The organism is Campylobacter anatolicus (assembly GCF_018145655.1).
GTDB classification, from domain to species: domain Bacteria; phylum Campylobacterota; class Campylobacteria; order Campylobacterales; family Campylobacteraceae; genus Campylobacter_A; species Campylobacter_A anatolicus.
On the sequence record NZ_JAGSSY010000001.1, the window covers coordinates 419,108 to 445,534 of the forward strand.

Here is a 26,427-nt window from a genome sequence, read left to right on the forward strand (position 1 = left end):
AAGAAATACTATGAATGAAATTTTACCCAAATGGACATTTGATGATGTCTATATAGATTTTGAAAATGATAAATTTATACAATCACTCAAAGATGCAGATGAGATTATAAATAAAATTTATAAAGGTATAAATGAGATGGAGTCTATTACAACTATGATAGACTTATATGAATTGGCTTTTGATAAGCTAAGCTCACTCAAAGCATTTTGTCGTTGTAAGCTAAGCGAAAACACCAAAGACGATCGAGTAGCCATCAATGAAGATAAAATATCAAAAAGCCTTGCTATGCTTGATGAGATAAGACAAATTTTATTTAATAAAATGGATGCATTATCAATTAATGATAAAATTTGGCACTCGCCACAACTTGAACGTTGGAAATTTTTATATGATGAGTATAAAAATAGCTGGAAAAAATCTTTAAATGACCAAAATTTAAACGAATTAAAACAGAGTAATTTTATACCGCTATATAGTATTTTTACTCATTTAAACAACCTTATAAGCATTAAGGCAGAGGATAAAAATAGCGATTTAAATACATACAATCTCTCAAAATGCAGCGGTATTTTAAAGGGTAGCCCAGATGCAATTTTAAGAAAAAATATCTCTGATGGGCTAAATAGTCATTATGAAAAATTTTCTCCCATATATATCGATGTATTAAATATGTTACAAGGTTTTAGGCTAAATGAGTTTAAAGTAGCAAATATCGATCCTTTTACGCCAAGTTTTCAACAAAATAGGATAAGCTCTGAAGCGATAAATGCAATGTATAAAGCACTTTTTGATAATGTTAATAACATTAGACAAGCTGTAAGTCTACGTGCTAAATTTTTAAATAAAGATAGACTATCAAGCTATGATCTATTAGCACCTTCGCCATTTTCTAGCAAAGAACTTATACCATATAAAACTGCTATTTTTACTATAAAATCAGCCTTAAATACATTAAGCCCTCAAATAGGTAATTTTATAGATATGATGATAAAAAATCGTTGGATAGAGGCTCAAAATAGAAACGATAAAGCTGGTGGAGCGTTTTATACTAGATTTAACGAATTTAAGCAACCTCGGGTATTTACAAGCTATATGGGAACTCAAGCCCATATGATACAACAAGCCCACGAGCTAGGACATGCTTGGCACTACTGGATAATGCGTGATATGCCAACAATTAAGACTGAATTTCCTATGTCTTTAGCCGAGATAGCCAGCACTTTTAATGAAGCCGTTTTAAGGGATTATCTACAGCAAAATAGCTACGACGATACACTTTTTTTTGATATATTATGGCAAGAGCTTAAATCTGCAGCAAATTTTATGCTCCATATTATGGTTAGATATGACTTTGAGATATCTTTTATAAAATTTAGAAGTGAAAAAATTTTAACATCAGCAAAAGTACAAGAACTACTTGCTAATGCGTGGCGTAAATGGTATGGTGATACAACTGATGACATCGAGCTTTTCTTACCATATTTTAAACTACATTTTTACAAAACAGATCAATATATTTATAACTATCCATATGCAGTTGGCTATCTAATATCACAATTTTTGATTAACAAATTTAGAGAAGATGGAGATAAATTCATTGATATATATAAGCCATTTTTACGTGATTGTGGATGTATGAGCGTAGATGATATTATACTAAAACACTTTAAAAAGGATATAAAATCGACTGATTTTTGGTCTGAATGTATAAATAGTGCTATGATTTATATAGATAAATTTAAATCAATACAAAATAGTATTAAATTTAAAAATTAGCAAAATGATTTTATCATAAAAGACTTTCACTAAAATAACTTTTACTTAAAACGAATAATCATAGGCATTTTATAGGACTAACTCTACTTAAAAATTTTATGCTACTTTTGGTATTATATACTGATAATAAATTTCATAATTAAGCAATGTTTTAGCTATTTTTTTTTATAATCACTATCAAAATAAATATAAATTTTAGGAGCTTGATATGTCAGTATTAGTCATAGGTGCCGATGAGATAACACCAATAAAAGCGGTATTAAAAGATCTTGGAGCACAAAAAATAGAACATTGGGATGCCAGAAATGAAAATCGTGTAAATCGCAAACCTATCCCTCAAGACACCGAGTGCGTAGTGATGCTAACAAGCTTCTTAAATCACAATACAATGAAAACGATAAAAACTCAAGCTAAAAAACGCAACATACCAATCGTATGTGCCAAAAGAAGTGTTAGTTGCGTATTTTGCGAGTATTGCAAAGTCTTTGGGCTAGATAAGGAATTCGGATGCAAAGTAGAATAATCGATGAAATTCGGATATTTATCAGGTATTGGCGAAATAACTCCAAATATTTTTGCAAAGGCTAGTGCTGTATCAAAAGCTAAAATTTTTATCACGCTTTACAATGCAAACGTAGAGCGTGATATGCAAATTCCACTGCATTATGCAAAATTTAAAAACATAAAAAAGATATTTAAAGCCCATATAGATGAGCTTTTAACACACAAATCTATAAATGCAAAAGTGGCTTGGAATTTTTGTTTAGTTTCAAATGTCATAATTCGTGCCTATTTAGATAAAAATTTTGAGATTTTGAAATTTATTGCAAAAGAACCAAAGTATCCAGTCGCAAAGCTAATAAAAATGCTTTATATAACTGGTGATTTTGAAATTTGTTTTGATGCAAATGAGATGTTTTTTCATTTTGTTTATGATAAAATATCAAAAAAACATTTAGATAAAGATATTGTTTTTCAAAATGGTATAATTAGTATTTTTAAAAACAAAGAGCATTTGCTTAGCGTTATGCCAAGCTTTAAGCATATAAATTTAGACGATATGAGAAATATAAACGATGAAATTTATCGTGCAGTTGGAGCGATAAATTCAAAAAAATGTGAGAAAATTTATATAGTTTTTCCACGAAATAACAAGTTTAAGCATCATATTGACATTAAGCATTGCGACTGTGTTAATGGTAGCATAAAGCTCGTGCCTTATACAATTAGTAATAAAATTTTTTAAAAAAGGAAATAGATGATAGGTATTGTTTTTGGTAGCAGTATGGGAAATACTGAAGAGGCTGCTCAATTTTTAAGTGAAAATTTGGGTCTAGAAAACGAAGTTTTAAACGTTACAGATGTCGATGCAGACAAGATCAATAGCTATGACAAGCTAATACTTGGCACATCTACCTGGGGTAGTGGTGATCTACAAGATGATTGGGATGCATTTAACTTTGATGGATTAAAGCTTACTGGTAAAACAGTAGCGGTTTTTGGTATGGGTGATAGCGAAAGCTACTCTGATGAATACTGCAATGGTATGGCAAAACTTTATGATGCTATAGTGGCTAAAGGAGCAAAACCTGTTGGAGCAGTTAGCACTGACGGTTACACTTTTGATAGTTCAGATTCGGTAAGAGATGGTAAATTTGTAGGTCTTGCGCTTGACGCCGATAACGAAAGCGAAAAGACTGAGGGTAGAATCCTTGCATGGATAGAACAGATAAAACCGCTTTTTGCTTAATATTGTGTGGAATTTTCCACACTTTTATATATTTTTTATGTATTCAATCGCTTCTAGAGGATTATTGCAAATTTTATCAGAACAACATTGTAAATTTTTAAGGCTACCATAACCACAAAGTAGTGCTATACCATTGACATTAGCTGATTTTGCTGCATTCATATCCATACAAGTATCGCCTATCATAAAAGTCCATTTGCGACACTCTGCACTATCTTTATTAAGTCTAGAAAGAGCTAAATTTATAGGTTCAGCGTTTGGCTTTGGATGCGTAACATCATCTCGTCCAACAATGGTTTTAACGTATTTTGCGATACCTAGATATTTAAGCAAGATAATAGAAAATTTAGAAGTTTTTGTAGTTACCACACCAATATCGGCAAACTCATTTGCTAATGCTAAAGCCTCTTTTGCAAACGGTAAAAGTGTAGTTTGGGATAGATAAACCTTTTCATAATGGCTCTTATAAGCTATTATAAAATCATCTATTAAATGTTCTTCTACTCCAAGTTTGGCAAACATTATACTAAGTGGATGGCCCACAAAAGACTTTACATTGTCGTGGTTAGGAGTTTTCCTTGAATGTGCTTTAAAAGCCGCATCAAATCCACCGAGTATAGCAGGAGTTGAGTCTATCAAAGTACCATCAAGATCAAAAAATATAGTTTTTTTCAAGGATTATCTTTGTGATTTAACTTTAAAAAGGGTTTGGTGCAAAGACCAAAACCCTAAAAGTGGTTTAATAATTATTTATTGAAAGTAGCTTCAACACGTCTGTTTTCAGCACGACCTTCTTTTGTTTTATTTGTAGCAACTGGTCTGGTCTCGCCATAACCAACTGTTGTTATCTTATCAGCACTTACGCCAAAATCTTCGAGAGTCTTAGCAACTGCCTCTGCTCTTTTTTCAGATAGTTTTTGGTTATAAGCTTCAGCACCAACACTATCTGTATGTCCAGCTAGAAGTACCCTATAGCCATCATTTTTAGCCATAAAGTCAGCTACTTTTTTAATCTCAGTAGCATAAGTTGGACTTACTTTGTAGCTATCAAATGCAAAATTTACGCCTAGATCTCTAAGAACGATAACTTTCTCACAACCATTCTCATCTACAACAACGCCTGCCGGAGTATTAGGGCATTTATCAACATCGTTTAATACGCCATCGTTATCATCATCAAGAACTACTGGTGCGGTTGCAGTTACAACTGGAGCGGCAGCTACAACTGGAGCCATCTTAGAGTCAATGCCAATACCAAATCCTAGTGTGTAGAAGAAGTTATGATCAGCTTTCTCAAATTTAATAGCATCTCTTGCCTCTAATTTAAGAGCAAAGACATCTGTTACTTGATATCTGACACCAAAACCATATTGGCCAAAACCACCATCTTCATTATCAATAAATTGTGATGGAACGTCTTCATAACCAAGACCAATTAGTCCATAAAGTCCAATTTTATCGAATGTTACGATATCTTTGACAGCATTTACATAATATCTAAGAGTACGACCCTTATTCTCTAGTTGTTGACCTTTTTTTAATACACTTTCTGTTACTTTGTGTGAGTAATCAACACCTAGCTCGATTTGGTCTATAAAGAAGTCCTCTAGATTTCTAGCAGCTCTTATACCAATAGCTAAATGCTCGTCTGTTCCGAGGTTATCCTCTGGATGAACCCCACTTATAGTTGGAGTAATCTCATAGTTGTATGCTGCATTTGACGCAAAAAGTGCAGTCGCAGCAACCATAGCTAAAGCAATCTTTTTCATAATAGAATTCCTTTCTTTATTTAATTTTTCTCTATGTTAAAGATTGCATATTTTAGCAAAAAAATATAAATATTTGTTTAATTTATGCAAAAATTAATATTACAAATTTATTACAATTTATAAATAGTGGCATAAATAGTAATATAAAAAATATGCAAAAATACAAAAAAGTAAAAAATAAATTTAAAAAGAGATGATAATTTTATACGAGGTGTGAAGCAAAAACCAAAGCCTTGCTTCACAAAATTAAGATATTAACGTTTAGAGAATTGAGGACTACGTCTTGCTTTTCTCTTACCAAATTTCTTGCGCTCAACAACACGCGAATCGCGAGTTAGCAACCCTTTTGGTTTTAGTGCCGCTCTAAAATCAGCGTCCATAGCAGCTAATGCACGTGAAATTCCATGTCTTAATGCCTCTGCTTGAGCTGAGTATCCACCGCCCAAGGTCGTAGCAGTTATATCTATTAGACTCTCTTGTTTTGTAGCTACTAGTGGCTGAACTACTTTTAGCTTTATCGCCTCATGTCCGCCCAACCAAGTGTTAAGATCCATTCCATTTACTACGATTTTACCACTACCTGATTTTATCCAAACCTTAGCAATCGCCGTTTTTCTCTTTCCTGTTGCATAAACTGTTGCCATTATTATTTTCCTTTTTTAGCGATTTGTGCAGTGTGTGGGTGCTCACTTCCCTCATACACTTTAAGTTTTTTGATCATATCTTTGCCTAGTTTTGTCTTAGGAAGCATACCACGAACTGCAAGTTTATATAGCTTAACAGGGTTGGTTGCTAGTAACTCACCAAATTTCTCGCTCTTTACGCTACCAAAATATCCTGAATGTCTATGATAAAGCTTTTGCTCTGCCTTATTTGTACCAGTAAATTCAACCTTAGAAGCATTTATAATGATAACATAATCACCACAATCAACGTTTGGGGTATAGCCAGGTTTGTGTTTGCCACGAAGAAGTGTTGCAACCTCTGTTAGCAATCTACCAAAACGCTTACCAGTCGCATCTAACACGATCCAATCACGTTTTACTTCATTTGGCTTTGTTATTTTTGTCATTTTTTTACCTTTGCCAATAAATTTAAAATGTGATTTTATTTAAAAATTACTTATGAATAGCTTAAATTAAGTATTATTTAAACTTCAATACAAGAAACTTCATCTTTTAATGCATAAAATATCACTGACCTTATCTTAAAATCGCTATAAATTTTACTCATTGCTGATTTATATCCTATGACTTGAAGTATGTTTTCATCGATGTTTTTGCGTGATGTTTTATAATCAATTATACAAATTTCACTCCTGCCTACACAAAGCAGATCAAGCTGTCTTAATGCTCCATCAAATCTAAATGGTTGCTCCTTATAAATTTCTTTGTTACTCGTTAAAGTCTTAAATTTTTTATCATTTATCAAATTTAAACCACGCAAAAATATATCATCAAGCTCATTTTGAGATAAAAATTTATGAAATTTATTACACATTAAATCCCGTGCTACGCTCAAATGTTGCTCATCAAATTTCACACTCATCTCAAGCAGATAATGAAGTGCAAGACCTATGTATATAGCGTTTAAATTTTTACCACTTTCTCTCACACTTTCATCTATATTTTGTTTTGCGATTTTTACCAGCTCAATATGTTCAAAGTTCGAATTTTTGACTATTTTTTGAACCTGACTTGGTATTATGTCACCAAAGCTAAATTCCTTTAAATCAAGATATTCGACTAACTTTTTATTACCTCCGCTGCCAGTCTCATAAGCTGTAAAAAAGCTTGGATTTTTACCATTTGGATTTGTCTTTTTTATGATAGTGAGCGAGTTTATCGCACGAGTAAAAGCAACATAAATTTTATTAATATTCTCTTCATATTCAAGCTTTTTTATAAGCTCTTGTTGCTCTTTAAAATCACTGTCAAAACTCTCTCTTGCTACATTATATTTAATGTTCCAGCCATTTTTTATACTGTATTCTGTGACAAAGCTTGGCTTGTTGTTTCTGTCGCCACCGATCTTATCACAAACTATGACATTTTCAAACTGTAATCCCTTTGATTTATGCAGTGTCATTATCCGCACACCATTTATGCTTTTTGCACTCGCTGTAGCATCAAATTTATCAAGGTTAAATATAAAATTTATGATATTTTCATATCCGCTTGAAAGCTCTATAAGCCTTAAAATATCGGCATTACTACCATCTATGCCAAGTTTTTTGACTAGATAGTGTAGTGTTTGTGGCACAGATTTATGGAAATTTATCTCAATCTTTATAATCTTTGTTTTTATGATGGCTTGGACGTTTAGCTGGTATAATCTATCTCCAAATATACAAAACTTCACATACTCCACGACCGCACGAACAAGTGGGCTTTGAAGTAATGCCAAATTACCCTCTGCGATACTAGGCACATGCTCTAGTTCAAGTGCTGTGGCTATCTTGTTTATATCATCATTTTTCCAGCAAAGTATCGTTATGTCAGATACGTTGATGCCGTTTTGGATTAAAATTTTGACTTGATTTACTGCTTCAAATACGATGTCATTGCTACCAACTACACTCAAATGGCCATAGTCATCTGGCTCTACGTTAAAATACTCACATTCGCCACTAACACTTTTAAACCCTTGCTTTTTCACGCCTGCTTTTTGTGGCTTAAAATCATCAATTTTACTTGCAAAAATAGAATTTGTAAATTTTACTAAGGCCTTTTGACTGCGGTAATTCGTATCTAAGCTATCATCAATAATTTGTGGAAAATCACTCTTTAATTTATCAAAAAGCTCCTTTTTGCCACCGCGAAATCTATAAATACTCTGCTTTGTATCCCCAACGTAAAAAAAGCTTCCAAGTCCGTTTTGCCCGTATCCAGCAACGATTTCAGCAATGAGCGGTCGCATTATATCATACTGCGTTACATTCGTATCTTGAAACTCATCAATAAGTAAGTGGTTTATACGCCCATCAAGTCTAAAATAAAGCATTTGTGCGTCGATATTATCTACCAACAAATTATGCGTCAACTTACTTATATCGCCAAAACTAAGCATATTTTGCTCACGATTTAACTCAAGTTTTGTATTTTTATAAATTTGTAAAAATTTATTAAGTTCACTAAGTTTATAAGCCTCGAATTCATCAAAATACTGCTTTAAATTTGTCTTAAGCTCAAAAAATAGTTCATCCATTTTTGGTGTATAAATTTTTGTATAAGTTTTATACTCCAAGCTCTCATGGTCTAAAAATCCACGCTTTATTAGCTCTTGCACCGACGCTGGTGCAAAGGAATTTATCGCAATATTTGAACCTTTGTGCTGTATGGCATACTCATAAAGTTTTGCCAACGTGTTGTCTATTTTGGTAGTATTTGGAAGTTTTGTAATATTATCTCCCCCAATGGTGTCAAAATTCTCGTAAAACATCTCAAGTGATTCAAAAAAACTACTTTTACTCCTTTCAGCAAATGTAATAAACTCAGCCAAACTTCTTAAAATTCTCTCATCCCAGCTAACTTTTTTTATAAATTTTATGCGTTGTAAACTATTAAGATTTGAGTTTATATCAAAATCAGAGCTTAGTCCTAAATTTAAGCTAAATTGACGCAATATCGTAGCAAAAAATGAATCAAATGTACCAATTTTAAGATTAGTCTGCAAAAAAGAATTTAGCCTTTTATCACGCAGATTAAGTACCTCTTCACGGCTCATATCAAGCTCATCACAGATCGTATTTAGCTCAGCTTCATATTCGTTTGAGTTTAAGCCTAAAAAGGTGTTTATGATTCGCTCTTTCATCTCATTTGCCGCTTTTTTAGTAAATGTAAGAGCAATGATCTCATTTGCATTTGCTCCATTTAAAACAAGTGTAATAAAACGCACGCTAAGAGCAAATGTCTTGCCACTACCAGCACTGGCTTTTAGAGCTAAAAATGGCTTCACAGTTCGCCTTTGCAGATGATTTTATATTCACAATACCTACAACTTTGTGAAATATTTTGCTCGAAATTTATCTCTGTGTTATTGATAGATTTTAACTTTTCTATCTCGTTTTGTAACTCTTTAAGACTTAATGTTGATGGCACAAGCTTCATCTCATCACAAAGATCATAAAAATAACTTTCGCACTCACGTCCTAAAAGAGCCTGGTAAAATGGTAGTTGTAATGATTTTGTATCAAATTTACCACTTTTATAATCAATCAAGCAAAGTTCATCACCTCTTACATCTATGCGATCGATACGACCAACTATATTGACACCACAAAAAGTATTTTCTATATTTTTCTCGCACTCCAGCACCTTATATCCATCGTCAAAATGGGCGTTTTCATTACATTCAAATTCTCTAAACTTAACCATTAAAATTTCATAATCAAGTGGTAAAATCGTATAATTTTTTAAAATTTTGCTAAACTTATCCAGATAAAATCTATCAAATTTAGTATAATACTCACAAAGTGCAGCATGTAGGGCTTCACCTAATTTGCTAGCTGGTTCATCATTTATTGATTTTGGCTCTTTTATACCCATTATATTTTTGTAATAATACTTTCTTGGACAGCTTAAAAATCGATCCAACGTAGAAAAAGAGAGTGTTTTTTCAAAAAAATTATGTTTTAAAATGATCTCATTGCTTTTTAAATTTATACCTGTGCTTCCGCCACCAAGTAGCCTCTCATAGCTCCCATCACTAAATTTAGTATCCAAAATCGTATCAAATTCCTTTAAAAATCTAGATACTATCTTCTCTTCATTGCTAACGTAGCTTATGGCAACTTTTTTTGCCCCATTTATCAAGCTTTCATAGTAAAATCTCTGCAAATTTTCACGGTCGTTATAGCCTATAAGTCCAGCTTTTTCTCTCACACGCGAGTTTAAAAACATCTCACTAACGCTTCTTTTTGGTATCAAATCATCATTAAAATCAATAATAATAACGCCATCAAAACTCATACCACGACTCTCAAGCAACCCCATCACACTGACTTTGCCACCACTCACGTCATCTACACTAAGTCGCCTTAAGCCCATCAAAAATATCTCACAAATTTGACGCAAACTAAAGTCAAAATACCTTGATAAATTTTGTAACATAAACATCTGCTCAGCTATCTTTTCGTCTATATGTAACTCGCTTTGCAAATTTAAAATTTCACTTATAAGTGATTTAAAAAACTCAAATGCACAGGCACTTTCATAATTATTTTTAAATTTGTAAAACAGCTCTACACTGACGCCAAATGAGCGTAAAGCAAAGCTTATTTCATCGTAATAATCCTCATCTTTTTCATCAAAAACTGGCGTTTTATCCTCGTCTATAGCACGAATAATGTAGCTTAAAATTTGAAAAAATTTTGTATGCTTAAAGCTCTCACCCATCGCGAAGTTAAACATCCTTTGTGTGTCATAAAGCCTTAAAATTTCAGCAAAGCTCTCATCTGGTAGTATCAAAGCGATACGTTCAGGCTCGATCCCATCACTAACAAACTCACTAACTTTTGCCATAGCATAAGCACACTGCAAACTACCAAGTGCAAAACCTCTCGTCTGTATTATATTTTTATGCTCTAAGCTTTGAAGCTTTTTTAATGTTTTAGTGGTTAAATTTAGCTCAAATTTGGAATTTTGTTCAAACTCATCAAAGTTTATATTTGAAATTTGAGCCAATTTTTGTGTCATTTTTTTATTAAATTTACTTGTTTTAAATATTATTTTAAGTGTCGTGAGTGAAGCAACTTTACTCATAAGCTCCCACTCAAACTCACTTAAAAAACCGTCAATTTCTAAGATAATCTCACTAAAATCGCTAATATAATCGCTATTTAGCTCATAAAGATAAGGTAAAGTTATGTCGTCATAAATTTTTTCATTTTCTAATAAAGCTTTATACTGTGTCAAAATAGTATCTAAAATATTCAAATGCTCTTCAAAATCAGCATAAATATCGCTAAATTTGATATCGCTTATCTGTTTTTTTTGTATCGAAAGCTCCTTAAAAAATGAAAAAAGATACTCATTATTTTTCAAAAAAGCAAAAAATTCATTTGGTATTTTTAGTACTATATTTGCCTCACGCACTGCCGCACAAGCACGTTGCATAAGCACAACGAGATAAGCATCATCGGCTTCAAAACGATTAGGAACAAAAACTGCATTTCGCTCAAAGTCTGCCACCGTGATCGCCTTTGGGATCAGCTCGTCGCTAAATTTAGCATTAAAGTCGCGAATTTTACGCGAATTAGTAAAAACGTATAAAATTTTATCTATCAAACTTTAGCCTTTTAAAATTTGATAGATGATATCTAAAAATTTATTAAAATTTAGTTTTATTTTTAGACTTTTGCAATTTTTATATGGTCTATCTAGCGAAAAACTCTAACTTGTAAAATCTAGTATTAACACCATCATTTAGTTTAAGGAGTATCTGCCAACGCCCATTTTTAGCCAATTTTATCTTATCTGTACTTAACTCATCACCATTTTGAGTGATGTTAATATCTATGTTAAACTCATTTGTTTCTGGTTTACTTAGTATGGCTTGAGCTAAAAATTTAGGCATTTCACCATTTTTAGAGATGATTTTAAATTTAAAATCACTAGTCAATGGATAAATCTTTAAGTTGTCAAATTTAAGTTCAAATTTATCATCAAATCTCTTCTGTGATATCTGTATTTCAGTGATATTATCATCAACATTTTGGTATCTATCGATAAAAAAAGTATCTAGCTGAACTGGATGTTTAAGTGCGATAATGATAGTAGCGATACAAGCAATGATACAAGCAATGATGGATAAAACGATGCCATAAGGCCAAAATGTCTTTTTATTTTGCATATTTTGCCATAAATTTTCTATAAAATATTAGTAAAATCACAAATAAAATCGAACCATAAACGAAAAATCGTATCAAATTTAATGTATTTTTATTTGCATTTCCTATACCATTTTCCAATGTTAAATTTAACTTTGTAGCGATCTGTTCACTAAGATCAGCGTAGCCATTTAATATAGCAGCATTGTAGATGTCTTTGCCATTTTTTGATGTAAGTATCGGTAGTATCGTGCCACGCTCTGGGAATGGGCTTAAAATTTGCTCCTTATCAAAGAGTCTTAGCGTATCATCATCAGCAAATATATCGACTTTATGTTCTTTTTTAGTTATCATTAAGACTGCGTAAGGCGGATTAATATTTAGTTCATTAAAGCTTTGTTTGAGATTTTTCCCATCAAGGTTTTCATAAGCACAAATACCGACAAAAATCCCACTCTTGCCAAATAGTTCTGTGCCAATCTGTTCGATCTTTTGCACGACTTGTTCGCTTAAAATCTTATCATTTTTAACGACAAATTTGTTGGCGTTAGGCTGAGCGTAAGACAATACGCCCAGCAAAATAACATTTAATATAAATTTAACCAACTCTTATCCTACAAAGAGGTGATTTGGTGTTAGCACCGACCACGCACAAATGATACCTGTAACTACGATTAACACTATCGTGGCTTTCTCTAAAATAGCTGACATAATCACTCCTTTATAACTATATGTTTGGAATTTGACGTGCTTTTCATCTGCACACCGCTTGGATTGTCAAGTTTATATGGCTTTTGTGCGACATCTTGCTGAGCCAAGATCCCAAAATAGGTAAGAATTGCCAAAATACTAAGCAAAAGCACAGTGGCTATTAGCATACCAGTAGCACCATTTAGTGCGAAGACTGATCTATTTGTATTTTCCATTATTTACCCCTTGAAAGTGATATAATATACTCGCCAACAGCCTTTTGCTGAATTTCATTAAGTCTGTTATCAAATTTTGGCATGATTCCAATAGTGCCAGATTTACCATGATTAAGCACGTCTACAACAAATTCACTCGTACCATATTTAGTTAGATCTGGAGCCATATTTGCACCTTTTCCATCCTCTCCATGACACGCTGCACACATAGCAAACATAGCCTTACCATTCTCAACTAAATTTTCATTTTTAGTTGATTTTATGCCTGAAATTTCTTTAGCTACATAGGCTGCGATTGCTTTTGCAGTGTCATTATCTACACCTAGATCCATACCTTTTGGCATCTCGCCAGCTGGATAACCCATGCCCTTTGAGCCATTTACGATCACTTCATATAGTGCTTGTTCACTACCCCAATTGCGTAGATCTGCTGCTTTAGCATTTATACCATCACCTGTTATGCCGTGGCAGGCTGAACACTGAACTATATAAATTCCACTACCCATATCTTGCAGTGTTTTGTTATCAAGATTTGCATGATCTTGTGCGAATTTTGCATTCATAGCCTTTACCTCTTCATTATACTCGCCAATCTGTGAATATGAATTTAAAGGATAGCCAATCAAATAATACCATACTGCCCAAACTAGTATTAAAACAAATGAAATAATCCAACCAATAGGTGGATTATTTTTATACTCGCCTATGCCATCCCATACATGTTCGCTTAGTTCCATGCTAGTATCTTTTGCCTGTTTCATCTGATTGACATATCTTCCAGCGACATATATCGTAAGTATGATGATAGCAAATGCACCGATAAGCGATAATAAATTTATGTTATCTTCAAGATTAAACCATTGCATATCAAAAGCCCCTTTACTTTTTTTGCTCAATGACAACATCAGTTAAGCTGTCATTTAAAGCCAAATTTGAATACTTCTCATAATTTCTCTTGCCAATACGCTCTGACTTATATAGATGAAAAAAATATCCATACAAAACAAGCACTAAAAAGGCTGTCAAGAAAAAGTATCCATATGCTTGAAACTGTGCTAAATTTTCCATTTTAGCACCTTACTTTAGACTATTTAAATAGGCGATAAGTGCTACTATTTCGCGTATCTCACCATTCTTAAAAGCATTTTTAACATCTTCATCTTTCATATTTGCTATTATCACTTCAGCTTCAGCTTTTACTATAGCTTTGCTCTCATCAAAAGTGCCAAGCTTAGGCATATCTGGCATATCATAAGGTGTGTTAAATACTTTTTTAACAGTCAAAGCCTCTGCATAAGCCGTCTCGATATCAGCATTTTTCTTAAATAGATGCTTATAGGCTGGCATAATCGATCCTGGGACAATAGAAATAGGGTCTTTCATATGATTTTCGTGCCAATCAGTAGTACGATAATCCCCCACACGCATAAGATCTGGACCTGTACGTTTTGAGCCCCAAAGGTGCGGACGATCGTATGCAAACTCACCACTTAGTGAATACATGCCATATCTATCAGTTTCGCTCTTAAACGGACGGATCATTTGTGTGTGGCAAGCATTACAGCCCTCTTGCATATATATATTTTTACCAGCAAGTTCTAAAACACTGTAAGGTTTAGCACTTTCAAGTGGTCTAGCACGATTAGCAAAATCAGGTAAAATTTCTACTATACCAGCATAAGCGATCACAACAAAAACTGCAACTGCAAAAAAGAATGGATTTTTCTCCAACCAACTAAACATTACATCACCTCCACGTTTGCACGTCCACCCATAGGAGACGCATTTTTAGGCTCTGCACTAATGCTAGGTGCTGACATAGATTTACAGATGTTATAAATAAACATACAAAATCCTATCAGATATAAAAGTCCGCCTATCGCTCTAATCCAATAATAAGGCATAAGCACGACAACAGTATCAATAAATGAGTATAGCAAGTTACCGTATTGATCGGTCGCTCTCCACATCATACCTTGTGTAATACCAGCAATCCACATTGAAGCAAAATATAGCACTATACCTGTTGTTTGTATCCAAAACTGAGCCTCCATAAGAGACTTTGAGTAAATTTCACGTTTGAAAAATCTTGGTGTCATATGATACATAGCGGCAACTATCATAAACCCTATCCAACCTAGTGCTCCATCATGAACGTGTCCTGGCACCCAGTCTGTAAAGTGTGCTAGGGCATTAACCGACTTGATAGACAATATCGGTCCTTCAAGTGTTGAAAACATATAAAATGTTGAAGCTAGAACCATAAATTTGATTATAGGATTCTCACGTAGTTGCACCCATTCACCCTTCATAGTAAGCAAGATATTTATAGCTGAACCCCAAGAAGGTAATATTAAAACTACCGAAAAAACCGATCCCATAGTCTGCATCCAGTCTGGAGTCGTAGAGTAAATAAGGTGGTGCCCACCAGCCCAAAGATATATAAACATAAGTCCCCAAAATGAAAATAATGAAAGCTTATATGAAAATATCGGTTGTCCGCTCTCTTTTGGCAAGAAATAATAAATTTGGGCTATAATAGCAACAGTAAATATAAATGCAACCGCATTATGTCCATACCACCACTGTACCAAAGCGTCGTTTGATCCGGCATACATAGAGACAGAATTCAACCAAGAGCCATATCCTGTTACTAAGCGTGTAGGAACTTCCATATTATTAAATAGATAAAGCATTGCAATGCCCAAAAATGTAGCTATATAATACCAAACTGATATATAAAGCGTCTTTTCGCGACGGATTCCAATAAGCCCAAATATGCTAACTCCCCACAATACCCAAACTACAACGACAGCTATGTCAAGTGGCCACTCTAGTTCGGCATACTCTTTTGCTGCACTTACGCCAGCAAATAGCGATATAACGGCTCCCACCATCAAAAGCATATATAGCCAAAAGTGAAGTTTCCCTACAAACATCAAAAATGGTGACTCACTCATAGATACCTTTAAAACGCGCTGACCAATGTAGTACCACGTTGAAAAAATACCTGAAAGCAAAAAGCCAAAGACAATGCCATTAGTGTGTAACGGTCTTAGCCTGCCAAAAAACGAATACTCTCCAGCGATATAGTTTAGATCAGGATATGCCATCTGAAAAGCGACGACAACGCCTATCGCCATACCGACGAACCCAAACAAGATCGTGGAAAACATAAACAACTTTGCTACGCTATAATCATAGCTTAGCATCTGACCTGGTTGCATTTCAAGTCCTCCTTATTAAATTTACATTAACTAAAAATACATTTTTTGTTATTCTATAACATTAATTCTATGAAAAAACTTAAAAGATATAATTTTATCTTAAATTAAAATTTAAATTTTACAAATTTACATCTATTTTATAACCAAGTCCCGGTATGTTTTTGATAAAATCATTACCAACTTTATCTCGCACACGTTTTACAAATGTTCTTATAGCTGCTTCTGTTACGCCCTCACCGACCCACACAACACTCTTTATCTCATCGTGAAGCACTAAAGTACCGAGTCGTTTTATCAAAAGTGCAACAAAAGCCAACTCTTTTTTTGTTAGCGTTATCTCTACTCCATCTCTAATTAGTACACGTTTTATCTGATTAAACTGATAGTTAGGTGAAATTTCTATCAAATTTGCACTCTCTAGCCTTGACTTAGCAACGATCTCTAGCGTAACTAAAAATTCATCCATATCGATAGGCTTTATGACATATTTATCGATACCAACATCAATCGCATTTAGCAAACGCTCTTTTTCACTATGAGCACTTAATACGATCACTGGTGTATCTTTTGAGATTTCTTTTATAGCCATTGCCATATCAAGTCCATTTGTTATAGGCATCGCAATATCAGTTACAACGATATCTGGGTTGTATTTTTTAAATTTTTTAAGCCCTTCATCACCATTTTGTGCCGTGATAACTTTAGCAAATTCAGCACTCATAACATCTTGTATGAGCTTTCTTGCTTCGTTTTCATCTTCAACTATCAAAATAGTCAAATTTTTAAACATCTTACTCATCTGTCATGTCTCCTTGTTTAGGAAGTTTGATCGTAAAACAAGCTCCCTCTTTTTTATTTTTAACTTCTATAATACCGTTAAATTTATCAATTATCAGTTTTGACATATATAGCCCTATACCAGTACCTTGTTTCGTCTGTTTTGTCGTAAAATATGGCTCAAAAATTTTATCTATTATACTCTTGTCTATGCCACCACCATTGTCGTTTACATCAACGATAATAAATTTATCTTGGCTTGATATATCTATTTTTATACGTTTATTTTTTATGTTTCGCTCTATAAGCACATCTTTTGCATTGTTTATTAAATTTATAACAACTTGTTCAATATAACGCTTATGCCCTAAGATATATGTCTCTTTTTTTACATTTATACTTACTTTTATTCCCTTTTTTTCAAGTGCTCCTTGTAGCATAAATATAGAATTTTTTACTACGTCAGATAGATAAAACTCTTGTGGTGGTTTATTTATAGTAAAAAATCCACTAAAATCTTCAATCGTATTTGACATATTTTTTATTATATTTTTACAACGATTATATAAATTTTCAAACTCATTGTCGCTACTTTGCACTAATCTTTTCATCTTAAAAAGTGCAATACTTAGTTCATTTAGCGGTTGTCGCCACTGATGAGAGATATTTGCTATCATCTCACCCATACTCGCAAAATGAGACTGGATTATCATTATACGTGTTTTCTCTTCATTTTTTACGATCTCAGCCTCAACGATACTTTTTAAATTTTCATTAAGTTGCGTTAACTCCTTTGTCTGCTCCGCAACTCGCTCCTCAAGCCCTAAATTTAAAGTCTTTAGCTCATTTTGCGTCTTTAAAAGCTGCTCATTTAACTCAATGACTTGTGTTACATCATGTCTAATAGCTAAAAATTCTTCTATCTCACCATTTAGATCAAGTATTGGAATAATCGTCGTGTTTAAATATACGACCTTTTTGTATTTGGTCAAATTTTTAGCAATTCCCTTATAGACATTTTTTGATAGTATTGTTCCCCAAAGTTGTTTGAAATTCTCCTTTGGCACATCTGGATGGCGAACAATATTGTGGTTTTTGCCTATTAGCTCTTTACGTGAATACCCACAAATTTTACAAAATTCATCATTGACAAAAGTTATTATGCCATTAATGTCAGTTTTTGATACGATATTACTCTCTTCTATCGCATTTTGATACTGAGCGAAACGTGCCTTTATGTTATCCATTTGCCATATATCCTAAAAATGCAAGATAAATCCCATTTGCTATTATAATAATGAGTGATATTTTAAACATTATTTGCTTAAATTTATCCCCTATAAATTTGAAAAGTGTTAAAAAGATAATCATAATCGGTAAAGTAGATAGCCCAAAAACCGCCATTATACCAGCTCCAAGTAACGCAGACTGGCTCGTTATCGCCATTGCAGCAAAATAATACACTACTCCGCAGGGTAAAAATCCATTTAAAAATCCAAGTGCTAAAAAATTTAAAATACTATTTTTTTTACTAATTTTTAATGCCAAACTAGTTATAAATTTAGAAAATTTATCATTTTCTATAAACTTTAAAAGTTCACCACGAATCCAAAGTGCTACACCAATGACGATCAAAACTATACCAACTATAAAAAATAAAACTGCACGCGAGTTACTTGAAAGTGCAATAATACCGCCAAATGCACCACAAACTGCACCAATAAGGATATATGCCAAAATTCTAAAGATATGATAAAAAAATGAAAGCGTAGCAACACTTGCTGCATTTTTATCTTTTAAAAATAGCGACTGTAAGCTTAAAAAGCCACCACACATTCCTACACAATGGCTAATGCTACTTAAAAAAGCAACACTTATGATTGTTAAAATTTGTGCAAAATCCATTAAATCATAATATTTCCACAAATTGTTTAAAAATATATTTACTCTCATTTGGACCACCACTAGCCTCTGGATGGTGCTGTACTGAAAATATTGGAAAGTCCCTATATCTCACACCTTCGATCGTATTATCAAACAAATTTCTATGTGTTATCTCGGCTACTTCAGCGATCTCTTCAGGGACGTTGTAGTTATGATTTTGCGTAGTTATCTCAATCGCTTTTGTTTGTAAATTTAATACCGGATGATTTGCTCCATGCTGACCAAATTTAAGCTTATAAGTCGGATAGCCCATAGCATTTGAAAGTAGCTGGTGCCCTAAGCATATGCCAAATATCGGTAATCTTGCGTCAATAAGCTTTTTTATCTCGGCTATCTCAGCTATCAAATTTTTAGGTTCTCCTGGACCATTTGATAAAAAAACTCCGTTGATTTCACCATTTTTAAATTTATCTATCAGCACATCTGCCTTTGTATCATGTGGTACAACAAGAACTTCAAGCCCAACCTCGCAAAGTTCATTTAGTATATTTCTCTTTACACCAAAGTCAAGTACAACGACCTTCTTACCGATATTTTTAGGTGATTTATATGCCTTGATCTCGCAAGACCATGCAGCTTTTTTGTGTTCATATTCATCCATAGCACTGATAGTTTTGACATAGTTTATATTTTCTATGCGACCGCTACTTTCAAGACGACGTTTTAACTCATCTTTATCGCTTATACTTGTCGATATATATGCCATTAACGCACCTTCGTCGCGAAGCATTTTAGTTAAAAATCTCGTATCAACATCATAAACACCAAATTTACCCTGCTCTTCAAAAAATTTACTAAGTGTCTTTTGTGAGCGATAGTTTGACGAAAATTCGTTATAATTTCTCATTATCGCACCACTTGTGTGTATCCTAAGACTCTCCATATCATCATCATTTGCCCCAACTATGCCGATCTCTGGTGCGGTAAATACTATAAACTGACCAGCATAGCTTGGATCGCTCAAAATTTCTTGATAGCCAGTCATTGAAGTATTAAAGACAAGCTCGCCAGAACATTCACCGTGTACTCCAAAAGCTTTAGCCTCTAAAAATAGGCCATTTTCAACATATATATAAGCTTTCATTACAACATTCCTCTTTTTCTAAGCTCATCTTCATAAAGTCTTTCAAAAACCACATCATACTCCTCTGTACCAGGAATAAGTTTGCGTTTATAGCCCTCGATTTTCTCTATAACGTCATCTTCTATCTTTTCATAGTTTTTAAAATACTCATCCATTGAGTTATAAATAATATTTTTTACGCGATTTTCAGAGACGCTATAGTCTATCAAACTAGCCTTCCAAGTGGCTTCTAAAATTTTATGTGCGATATCACTAAAGCGATCTTCATGTGAAAGTATCACGCCAAATTCTGATGCAAGGCGTTTTTTAATAAGTCTAAACATACTCTTACGATCTACTTGCATACTTTCCATCTCATCTTCATTTTTCTCCAAAAGTTCATTTGTCCGCTCTTCTAAGGCTCTCTCTTTTTGTATATCAATTTTTAATATTTCGCTAGCTTTTAGAGCTACTGGCTCGATACCACGATTAAGCTTAACAAGACCACAATTTAAAAGATCGATGGCAATTTTGTGTGATATATATGGAATATGGGGAAGTTTTAGACGCATTTTAAACCTTTAAAATTTTTATATAATTCTAACAAAATAAAAGTAAAATTCCGTTAAAATTTAAAGCAAAACGCCATAAAGGCATTCATTTAAATTATTTTTTAATTTTTAAAACTTTATCGTTTTGTGATGATAGAAAATAAATTTTATCACGTCCTATATAGACATCGCGTCCATTTATACCGATAATACTACCGTCTATCTGTGCTATAGTTCTCTCATAAGGCTCACTCATAAATATAATATCGCCCAATATAAGACCAAATTTAGGATACCAGCCAAATAAACACAAAAGCAAGAAAGTGGCATAAAAAGCACGAAAAATACGTCTAAAGGGAGCATAAAACATCGTATAACCAACTGCTAAAAATATCGGCAAAAGCCATAGAAATGGGACGTTGTCTACAAAAATAGTATTAAAGTATTCATTTACACCATAATGATCGAAGTAGTTGTTCTTAAGACCAACGAATAGCGTAAATATGGGTGCTAGAGTGAAAATAATACCAGCAAAAAAAGAGTTTACAAACTTCATTGATACTCCTAAATTTGCTAGTATTATACATAAAAATTTAAAAATTTATCTAAATTTTAGACATATCCTTGATCTATCATAGCATCGGCAACTTTTCTAAAACCAGCGATATTTGAGCCAAGCACAAGGTTACCAGCATCGCCAAATTCCTCGCTAGTTGCATATGAAAGTTCAAAAATGTGATTCATGATACCATGAAGTCGGCGATCCACTTCATCAAAACTCCACGCATCCATACTTGCATTTTGCATCATTTCAAGCCCAGAAGTAGCCACACCACCAGCATTTGCAGCCTTTGCAGGAGCAAAGTAAAAATCATTTTTCTCAAGCATAAAATTTGTCGCGTCTAAAGTACAAGGCATATTCGCCCCCTCACCCAAAAAGCGACAACCATTTGCATAAAGCACCTTTATATCTGCAAGATGTAGCTCATTTTGCGTCGCACTTGGGAAGGCTCCATCGCAAGGCACATCCCACACTCCATTTCGTCCAGGTGCATATTCACTGACTGACACGTATTTTGCATTTTTTCTAAATTTTACATACTCACTGATACGTTCACGCTTGACCTCTTTTAGCTCTTTTAGTAATGTCACATCGATACCATCAGGATCATAAACATAACCATTTGAATCAGACGCAGTTATCGGTAATGCACCCATTTGATAGAGCTTTTCTATCGTGTATATAGCGACATTTCCTGAACCACTGACACTACACTTTTTACCCTCTAAGCCAAGTCCGGCTTTTTTAAGCATATTTTCAGTAAAATATACGAGTCCATATCCTGTAGCCTCAGGTCTTGCAAGACTTCCACCCCAATTTAGCCCCTTACCTGTTAAAACACCGTCAAATCTCGCAGTAAGCTTTTTATATTGTCCAAAAAGATAACCTATCTCACGTCCACCAACGCCTATATCTCCAGCTGGAACGTCCGTAGTATGTGCGATATGACGATAAAGTTCATCCATAAATGAGTGGCAAAATCTCATAATTTCATTATCGCTTTTACCTTTTGGGTCAAAGTCAGCACCACCCTTTGCACCGCCTATTCTCACACCTGTGAGTGAATTTTTAAAAATTTGTTCAAAGCCTAAAAATTTTAATATTCCAACATTTACACTAGGATGAAACCTTAAACCACCCTTATATGGTCCTATTGCCGAATTAAACTGAATTCTCCAGCCATTATGCACCTGCACATCCCCTCTATCATCAACGTATGTAACACGAAAGTGCATTGCACGTTCTGGTATCGTTATACGCTCTAAAATAGCGTGTTTTTGGTATTTATTCTCTCGTTTTAAAAGTGGTTCAAGATTAAAAAGTACCTCGGTCGCAGCCTGTATAAATACATCTTGTCCCGGGCTCGACCGCCTTAAATCTTCTAAGATCTTGTTTATGTATGCGTTCATAATGACGTCCTTTGTGTAAATTTGTAGGTGTATTTTACACAAAATTTAAATTTTATTAGAGAAATTTTAAAACTTAACTTTTATCTTATTTTTATTATGTTACTATTTGAAACTTTATAAATTTTTGATGGAGAGTTTTCACTAAAATTTTCATCTACCACCACATCAGCTACACCTCTAGCCCAGCTCTCATCAAATTTTTCTCCATGTATATTTGCACTACTTGAGTAAAACCAGCCATAAGCGTCTAAAAATTTAGCGTGTTCGCACTCTTTAACAACTCTTATGGCTTGGTGGTTTGGATATAAAAATGTACTCTTTTTGGCACGACGGATTAAATTTTTAAATTTAGTTGGGACACGTGTGAAATTTTGTAACTCTTTTAACTTTGAAGTCGTGATTAAGCAAGGTTGATTGGCTGAGCGATTTTTAATATAATTTATCTCTGCTAAGTTTTTACTCAAAAATCCTGCCGTTGTGTCAGTCTGTGCTAGGTATATCACTGTTTTCCTTATAAATTTTTATAAAATAATAATACTATTAAATTTATAAATTTTTGGTATAATCTGAGAAGTTCTAAGTTTAGAAATACATATTATCAGGATACAAAATGCACTCTATTGGCATTGATATTGGCTCAACATCGGCAAAAATAGCCGTATTTGACGCAGATAAAGATAAATTTATACACTTTTTTATACTTCCGACTGGCTGGAGTGTCGTAGATACTTCAACAATTATCAAAAAGAAGCTAGATGCACTAGATCTTGATAATGAGATTTATATCGCCACAGGATATGGTCGCGTAAGTGTAAAATACGCCCATAAAATCATTACAGAGATTACCTGCCACGCTATGGGAGCAAACTACCTAAGCTGTAAAGACTGCACAGTCATTGATATCGGCGGACAAGATACTAAGGCTATAAGGCTTGAAAATGGCATAATTACGAGCTTTATAATGAACGATAAATGTTCCGCTGGAACTGGTAAATTTTTAGAAGTGATGTCTAACCGCCTTGGCGTGAGCTTTGATGAGCTAACTACACTTGCTACACTCTCTAACAAAGATGTCAAGATAAGCTCTATGTGTACCGTATTTGCAGAATCAGAGATAATCAGCCTAATTGCACAGAATATCTCACGTGAAAATATTGCAAATGCCGTAATCAAATCAGCTGTAAATAAAATAGCAAATTTAGTCAAAAAAGAGGCAAATGAGCGGTATTTTTTAAGTGGTGGCTTTAGTAAAAATGCTTATATGAAAGAGTGCTTACAAAATGAGCTAGGATGTGAGATAAAAACAGACGAAAACGCTATATATTGCGGTGCTATAGGTGCTGCACTAATAGGCGTAAAAAAGCTAAAAAGGAGATAAAATGATAGATGAGAGTATGAGTTTTGAAGAGATTTGTGCTACTTATGCAGCACAAAAGAGCGAAAGTGCGAAGTCAGTAGGTGGACTAAAAGACAGTGGTAGGCGTATCGCTGCGATATTTTGCACCTACACACCACGTGAGTTGATACACGCTGCAAATGCTGTTAGTATAGCTGTTTGTGCAACTGGAGACGCAGCGGCTAACGAGGGCGAGAAATTTCTGCCTAAAAATTTATGTCCGCTTATAAAAGCAAGCTATGGCTTAGCTAAACAAGATAAATGTCCATTTATTAAAAATGCCGACATAGTTATAGGCGAGACAACCTGTGATGGCAAGAAAAAAATGTATGAGCTAATGAGCGAATTTAAAGATGTGCATATTATGCACCTACCACACGTGCAAAGTCAAAAAAGTCTTGAACTTTGGACACAGGAGATCGAGCGACTAAGGCATAGTTTGGAACAAAAATACAACACTAAAATTTCAACCGATGATCTTAAGGCGTCGATAGCGATATTTAATGAAGAAAGACGGCTGATGGATGAGTTGCAGGCATTTATGCAACTTGAGAATCCACCACTTAACGGTAATGAATTGCATCAAATTTTATACGCAAATGGCTTTATCTATGAAAAAGAGGAGCAAATTCGTGAGCTAAAAATCATCATAGAAAAGCTAAAAGAGCGTGTAAAAAAAGGTATTAGTCCAGTCAAAAAAGGTGCAAAACGCATAATTATTACAGGCTGTCCTAGTGGTGGGGTATTTGATAAGATAGTAGCTCCTATTGAACAAGCAGGTGGTATTGTAGTCGCTTATGAAAACTGCACTGGTAGTAAAAATTTTAAAAATTTAATAGACGAAAACGATGAGCCTATAAGTGCGATAGCTAAGCGATATATGGCGATACCTTGCTCAATAATGTCACCAAATAAGGGACGCGAGAATGTGATAAAACAGATGATCGATGAATACAATGCAGATGGTGTGATAGACGTTGTACTTCAAGCCTGTCATACATACAGTGTAGAGACGATAAGTATGAAAAGAGCCTGTTCTAGTGTGATGACACCATATATGTCACTTGAAACCGACTATTCTACTAGCGATATTGGGCAGATAAAGACGCGTATAGAGGCATTTTTGGAGATGATATAAATTTTGCTAGTGACGATAGTGACTTATAAAATCAAAAGCCATTATCGTCAAGCCATAAAAATCAGTAAAAATTTATCGAAGTTGTTAAAAATTTCAAACTCATCTCTTTGTCTTAATCTCAATATCTCAAGCCTATTTTTCCTTTTTAGCTAGTAAAAATATACAACACATTATCAGCACAAAACCAACAAAATCAAGAAATACAAACTCAGTCTCAAGCCAAAAATATGCAAAAAATGCCGCACTAAGTGGCTCTACACAAGCAATCAAACTTGCCTTGCTGGCACCGATTAGCTTAACACCTAGCATATAAAAACTGAAAGCAAATATCGTCCCTAGCGTTATCACAGCCCAAAATGCAGCCCACTGCGATGTACTACTAGCCCCATCAAGTTGCCACACACGCATAAACACACACAGCACTACGCCACCTATCGCCATACCCCAGCCTAGCACTAGTGGAACTGGGTATTTTGAATTTAATTTTGTTGGAGCGAAGTTATAGATACATACGCAAACCGCACTAACTAAGCACCAAAATAAAGCTTCTTTTGAGATGACAAGTGTCGTTAAATCACCGTGAGTGGCAAGCATAATCACACCAAACATAGCTAAAATAAGTGCAACTAACTCGGTTAGGCGTGGTAGACGACGCTCATTAAAACAAACGATAGCTAGAATGAACGTTGGAGCGGTATATTGTATAGTTGTTGCGACTGCAGCATTTGATAGTTCAATGGAGTAAAAGTAACTATACTGCGTCATCATAAGTCCAAGAATTGCATAAATTAGCATCTGTGGCAACAGTCTTACATCAAGTATAGGCAAAAGTACTGTGCACGGGCTTTTGAGTGCGTAAAATACTATCAATATAAGTCCAGAGATAAGTAGCCGATACGGCACGAGCCAGTCAGCACTCACACTTTGAGCAAATAAATACTGCCCACAAACCCCACTAAACCCCCATAAAATACCACCAAAAAGTGTTATTAAAATGCCTGATAAGCTCTCTCGCACCAATACCCTTTAAAATTTTTGCTTTTAAATTTTTATCTACAATTTTGTCCACTTCTTACAATAAGCATACAAATCAACATAAAGTAATAAATCTGCTATTTAAAAATGCCCTTACAAAAAATTCGTTTATATCTACCTGTGCTTTTACTCTTTAACTCATATATAAAATAAAAGTCTTTAGCATAATCTGCACGTAAAGATATTATCTCCATAACCTACCCTATAACATTTATCCTTTGGCTTTAAAGATTTGATTTTCGTATCGTTTAGTATTTTTACGGACACCTGTCTT

At 34.0% G+C, this 26,427-nt stretch carries 28 protein-coding genes; 6 read left to right on the forward strand and 22 right to left on the reverse strand.

Annotated features, from left to right (window positions below; translation table 11 throughout):
• Nucleotides 1-10: 10 nt before the first annotated feature.
• The 4 genes from KDE13_RS02090 to fldA all read left to right on the forward strand — a co-directional run bounded on the left by KDE13_RS02090 (nt 11) and on the right by fldA (nt 3,527).
• On the forward strand, nt 11-1,777 hold the full coding sequence (locus tag KDE13_RS02090; protein ID WP_212142722.1) for a M3 family metallopeptidase: 1,767 nt from the start codon (nt 11-13) through the stop codon (nt 1,775-1,777).
• Between the two features lie 208 nt (nt 1,778-1,985).
• On the forward strand, nt 1,986-2,300 hold the full coding sequence (locus tag KDE13_RS02095) for a DUF2325 domain-containing protein (protein WP_212140056.1): 315 nt from the start codon (nt 1,986-1,988) through the stop codon (nt 2,298-2,300).
• Nucleotides 2,301-2,303: 3 nt separating this feature from the next.
• The gene (locus KDE13_RS02100) at nt 2,304-3,023 is read left to right on the forward strand and encodes a hypothetical protein (RefSeq protein WP_212142723.1); all 720 of its coding nucleotides are present in this window, start codon (nt 2,304-2,306) and stop codon (nt 3,021-3,023) included.
• 12 nt (nt 3,024-3,035) lie between these two features.
• Entirely contained in the window at nt 3,036-3,527 is a 492-nt protein-coding gene (gene fldA, locus KDE13_RS02105) for a flavodoxin FldA (protein ID WP_212142724.1), read from the forward strand.
• Between the two features lie 24 nt (nt 3,528-3,551).
• Here fldA and KDE13_RS02110 read toward each other — a convergent pair whose 3' ends face one another.
• The 21 genes from KDE13_RS02110 to KDE13_RS02210 all read right to left on the reverse strand — a co-directional run bounded on the left by KDE13_RS02110 (nt 3,552) and on the right by KDE13_RS02210 (nt 23,087).
• A complete protein-coding gene (locus KDE13_RS02110; RefSeq protein WP_212140053.1) occupies nt 3,552-4,202 on the reverse strand; it encodes an HAD family hydrolase in 651 nt (216 codons plus the stop codon).
• Nucleotides 4,203-4,273: 71 nt separating this feature from the next.
• Nucleotides 4,274-5,296, reverse strand: coding sequence for an OmpA family protein (locus KDE13_RS02115; RefSeq protein ID WP_212142725.1), 1,023 nt, complete (start codon nt 5,294-5,296; stop codon nt 4,274-4,276).
• A gap of 254 nt (nt 5,297-5,550) precedes the next feature.
• Nucleotides 5,551-5,940 carry a 30S ribosomal protein S9 gene (gene rpsI, locus KDE13_RS02120; RefSeq protein WP_212141636.1) on the reverse strand — a complete coding sequence of 130 codons (390 nt, stop codon included), beginning with the start codon at nt 5,938-5,940 and terminating at the stop codon, nt 5,551-5,553.
• A gap of 2 nt (nt 5,941-5,942) precedes the next feature.
• The gene (gene rplM / locus KDE13_RS02125) at nt 5,943-6,368 is read right to left on the reverse strand and encodes a 50S ribosomal protein L13 (RefSeq protein WP_212140050.1); all 426 of its coding nucleotides are present in this window, start codon (nt 6,366-6,368) and stop codon (nt 5,943-5,945) included.
• A gap of 77 nt (nt 6,369-6,445) precedes the next feature.
• Entirely contained in the window at nt 6,446-9,253 is a 2,808-nt protein-coding gene (locus tag KDE13_RS02130) for a RecB-like helicase (protein ID WP_212142726.1), read from the reverse strand.
• Nucleotides 9,250-11,583, reverse strand: a complete 2,334-nt coding sequence (locus KDE13_RS02135) for a PD-(D/E)XK nuclease family protein (RefSeq protein ID WP_212142727.1) — start codon at nt 11,581-11,583, stop codon at nt 9,250-9,252. Before KDE13_RS02135 ends, KDE13_RS02130 begins: the two co-directional genes overlap by 4 nt.
• An 88-nt stretch (nt 11,584-11,671) precedes the next feature.
• Nucleotides 11,672-12,148 (reverse strand): 4-hydroxy-3-methylbut-2-en-1-yl diphosphate synthase, encoded by a 477-nt coding sequence (locus tag KDE13_RS02140; RefSeq protein ID WP_212141633.1) that lies wholly within the window; start codon nt 12,146-12,148, stop codon nt 11,672-11,674.
• Nucleotides 12,138-12,731 (reverse strand): hypothetical protein, encoded by a 594-nt coding sequence (locus tag KDE13_RS02145; protein WP_229203766.1) that lies wholly within the window; start codon nt 12,729-12,731, stop codon nt 12,138-12,140. Before KDE13_RS02145 ends, KDE13_RS02140 begins: the two co-directional genes overlap by 11 nt.
• A 107-nt stretch (nt 12,732-12,838) precedes the next feature.
• Nucleotides 12,839-13,051 (reverse strand): DUF4006 family protein, encoded by a 213-nt coding sequence (locus KDE13_RS02150; RefSeq protein ID WP_212140046.1) that lies wholly within the window; start codon nt 13,049-13,051, stop codon nt 12,839-12,841.
• On the reverse strand, nt 13,051-13,917 hold the full coding sequence (locus KDE13_RS02155; RefSeq protein ID WP_212140045.1) for a c-type cytochrome: 867 nt from the start codon (nt 13,915-13,917) through the stop codon (nt 13,051-13,053). The genes KDE13_RS02150 and KDE13_RS02155 overlap by 1 nt, the downstream gene beginning before the upstream one ends.
• 13 nt (nt 13,918-13,930) lie before the next feature.
• The gene (locus KDE13_RS02160) at nt 13,931-14,119 is read right to left on the reverse strand and encodes a cytochrome c oxidase, cbb3-type, CcoQ subunit (protein ID WP_212140044.1); all 189 of its coding nucleotides are present in this window, start codon (nt 14,117-14,119) and stop codon (nt 13,931-13,933) included.
• A gap of 9 nt (nt 14,120-14,128) precedes the next feature.
• Nucleotides 14,129-14,794, reverse strand: a complete 666-nt coding sequence (gene ccoO / locus KDE13_RS02165) for a cytochrome-c oxidase, cbb3-type subunit II (protein ID WP_212142728.1) — start codon at nt 14,792-14,794, stop codon at nt 14,129-14,131.
• A complete protein-coding gene (gene ccoN, locus KDE13_RS02170; protein WP_212142729.1) occupies nt 14,794-16,278 on the reverse strand; it encodes a cytochrome-c oxidase, cbb3-type subunit I in 1,485 nt (494 codons plus the stop codon). The genes ccoO and ccoN overlap by 1 nt, the downstream gene beginning before the upstream one ends.
• A gap of 118 nt (nt 16,279-16,396) precedes the next feature.
• Nucleotides 16,397-17,077: a response regulator transcription factor gene (locus tag KDE13_RS02175; RefSeq protein WP_212140041.1), complete on the reverse strand. Its 681-nt coding sequence runs from the start codon at nt 17,075-17,077 to the stop codon at nt 16,397-16,399.
• Nucleotides 17,070-18,302, reverse strand: coding sequence for a PAS domain-containing sensor histidine kinase (locus tag KDE13_RS02180; RefSeq protein WP_212140040.1), 1,233 nt, complete (start codon nt 18,300-18,302; stop codon nt 17,070-17,072). The genes KDE13_RS02175 and KDE13_RS02180 overlap by 8 nt, the downstream gene beginning before the upstream one ends.
• Nucleotides 18,295-19,008 carry a sulfite exporter TauE/SafE family protein gene (locus tag KDE13_RS02185; RefSeq protein WP_229204327.1) on the reverse strand — a complete coding sequence of 238 codons (714 nt, stop codon included), beginning with the start codon at nt 19,006-19,008 and terminating at the stop codon, nt 18,295-18,297. Before KDE13_RS02185 ends, KDE13_RS02180 begins: the two co-directional genes overlap by 8 nt.
• Nucleotides 18,965-20,083 carry a glutamine-hydrolyzing carbamoyl-phosphate synthase small subunit gene (carA, locus tag KDE13_RS02190; RefSeq protein WP_212142730.1) on the reverse strand — a complete coding sequence of 373 codons (1,119 nt, stop codon included), beginning with the start codon at nt 20,081-20,083 and terminating at the stop codon, nt 18,965-18,967. The genes KDE13_RS02185 and carA overlap by 44 nt, the downstream gene beginning before the upstream one ends.
• Nucleotides 20,083-20,634 (reverse strand): DUF507 family protein, encoded by a 552-nt coding sequence (locus tag KDE13_RS02195; protein WP_212142731.1) that lies wholly within the window; start codon nt 20,632-20,634, stop codon nt 20,083-20,085. The genes carA and KDE13_RS02195 overlap by 1 nt, the downstream gene beginning before the upstream one ends.
• A 94-nt stretch (nt 20,635-20,728) precedes the next feature.
• Entirely contained in the window at nt 20,729-21,169 is a 441-nt protein-coding gene (locus KDE13_RS02200; RefSeq protein WP_212141627.1) for an isoleucyl-tRNA synthetase, read from the reverse strand.
• 56 nt (nt 21,170-21,225) lie between these two features.
• Nucleotides 21,226-22,584 carry an NADP-specific glutamate dehydrogenase gene (gene gdhA, locus KDE13_RS02205; RefSeq protein ID WP_212141626.1) on the reverse strand — a complete coding sequence of 453 codons (1,359 nt, stop codon included), beginning with the start codon at nt 22,582-22,584 and terminating at the stop codon, nt 21,226-21,228.
• Between the two features lie 80 nt (nt 22,585-22,664).
• Nucleotides 22,665-23,087: a Sua5 YciO YrdC YwlC family protein gene (locus KDE13_RS02210; protein ID WP_212140034.1), complete on the reverse strand. Its 423-nt coding sequence runs from the start codon at nt 23,085-23,087 to the stop codon at nt 22,665-22,667.
• A 107-nt stretch (nt 23,088-23,194) separates the two neighbouring features.
• Here KDE13_RS02210 and KDE13_RS02215 point away from each other — a divergent pair, with 107 nt between their 5' ends.
• Both KDE13_RS02215 and KDE13_RS02220 read left to right on the forward strand, forming a co-directional pair.
• A complete protein-coding gene (locus KDE13_RS02215) occupies nt 23,195-23,962 on the forward strand; it encodes an acyl-CoA dehydratase activase (RefSeq protein ID WP_212141624.1) in 768 nt (255 codons plus the stop codon).
• A gap of 1 nt (nt 23,963) precedes the next feature.
• Complete coding sequence (locus KDE13_RS02220) at nt 23,964-25,118, forward strand: double-cubane-cluster-containing anaerobic reductase (RefSeq protein WP_212140032.1); 1,155 nt, start codon at nt 23,964-23,966, stop codon at nt 25,116-25,118.
• 132 nt (nt 25,119-25,250) lie between these two features.
• Here KDE13_RS02220 and KDE13_RS02225 read toward each other — a convergent pair whose 3' ends face one another.
• The gene (locus KDE13_RS02225) at nt 25,251-26,135 is read right to left on the reverse strand and encodes a DMT family transporter (RefSeq protein WP_212142732.1); all 885 of its coding nucleotides are present in this window, start codon (nt 26,133-26,135) and stop codon (nt 25,251-25,253) included.
• Between the last annotated feature and the right edge of the window lie 292 nt (nt 26,136-26,427).

Excerpts from the sequence above, each read along its gene's own strand:
- KDE13_RS02090 (WP_212142722.1), top strand. The coding sequence starts at position 11 with ATGAATGAAATTTTACCCAAATGGACATTTGATGATGTCTATATAGAT.
- KDE13_RS02095 (WP_212140056.1), top strand. The coding sequence starts at position 1,986 with ATGTCAGTATTAGTCATAGGTGCCGATGAGATAACACCAATAAAAGCG.
- KDE13_RS02100 (WP_212142723.1), top strand. The coding sequence starts at position 2,304 with ATGAAATTCGGATATTTATCAGGTATTGGCGAAATAACTCCAAATATT.
- fldA (WP_212142724.1), top strand. The coding sequence starts at position 3,036 with ATGATAGGTATTGTTTTTGGTAGCAGTATGGGAAATACTGAAGAGGCT.
- KDE13_RS02115 (WP_212142725.1), bottom strand. The coding sequence starts at position 5,296 with ATGAAAAAGATTGCTTTAGCTATGGTTGCTGCGACTGCACTTTTTGCG.
- rpsI (WP_212141636.1), bottom strand. The coding sequence starts at position 5,940 with ATGGCAACAGTTTATGCAACAGGAAAGAGAAAAACGGCGATTGCTAAG.
- rplM (WP_212140050.1), bottom strand. The coding sequence starts at position 6,368 with ATGACAAAAATAACAAAGCCAAATGAAGTAAAACGTGATTGGATCGTG.
- KDE13_RS02140 (WP_212141633.1), bottom strand. The coding sequence starts at position 12,148 with ATGCAAAATAAAAAGACATTTTGGCCTTATGGCATCGTTTTATCCATC.
- KDE13_RS02150 (WP_212140046.1), bottom strand. The coding sequence starts at position 13,051 with ATGGAAAATACAAATAGATCAGTCTTCGCACTAAATGGTGCTACTGGT.
- KDE13_RS02155 (WP_212140045.1), bottom strand. The coding sequence starts at position 13,917 with ATGCAATGGTTTAATCTTGAAGATAACATAAATTTATTATCGCTTATC.
- KDE13_RS02160 (WP_212140044.1), bottom strand. The coding sequence starts at position 14,119 with ATGGAAAATTTAGCACAGTTTCAAGCATATGGATACTTTTTCTTGACA.
- ccoO (WP_212142728.1), bottom strand. The coding sequence starts at position 14,794 with ATGTTTAGTTGGTTGGAGAAAAATCCATTCTTTTTTGCAGTTGCAGTT.
- ccoN (WP_212142729.1), bottom strand. The coding sequence starts at position 16,278 with ATGCAACCAGGTCAGATGCTAAGCTATGATTATAGCGTAGCAAAGTTG.
- KDE13_RS02175 (WP_212140041.1), bottom strand. The coding sequence starts at position 17,077 with ATGAGTAAGATGTTTAAAAATTTGACTATTTTGATAGTTGAAGATGAA.
- KDE13_RS02180 (WP_212140040.1), bottom strand. The coding sequence starts at position 18,302 with ATGGATAACATAAAGGCACGTTTCGCTCAGTATCAAAATGCGATAGAA.
- KDE13_RS02185 (WP_229204327.1), bottom strand. The coding sequence starts at position 19,008 with ATGAGAGTAAATATATTTTTAAACAATTTGTGGAAATATTATGATTTA.
- carA (WP_212142730.1), bottom strand. The coding sequence starts at position 20,083 with ATGAAAGCTTATATATATGTTGAAAATGGCCTATTTTTAGAGGCTAAA.
- KDE13_RS02195 (WP_212142731.1), bottom strand. The coding sequence starts at position 20,634 with ATGCGTCTAAAACTTCCCCATATTCCATATATATCACACAAAATTGCC.
- KDE13_RS02200 (WP_212141627.1), bottom strand. The coding sequence starts at position 21,169 with ATGAAGTTTGTAAACTCTTTTTTTGCTGGTATTATTTTCACTCTAGCA.
- gdhA (WP_212141626.1), bottom strand. The coding sequence starts at position 22,584 with ATGAACGCATACATAAACAAGATCTTAGAAGATTTAAGGCGGTCGAGC.
- KDE13_RS02215 (WP_212141624.1), top strand. The coding sequence starts at position 23,195 with ATGCACTCTATTGGCATTGATATTGGCTCAACATCGGCAAAAATAGCC.
- KDE13_RS02220 (WP_212140032.1), top strand. The coding sequence starts at position 23,964 with ATGATAGATGAGAGTATGAGTTTTGAAGAGATTTGTGCTACTTATGCA.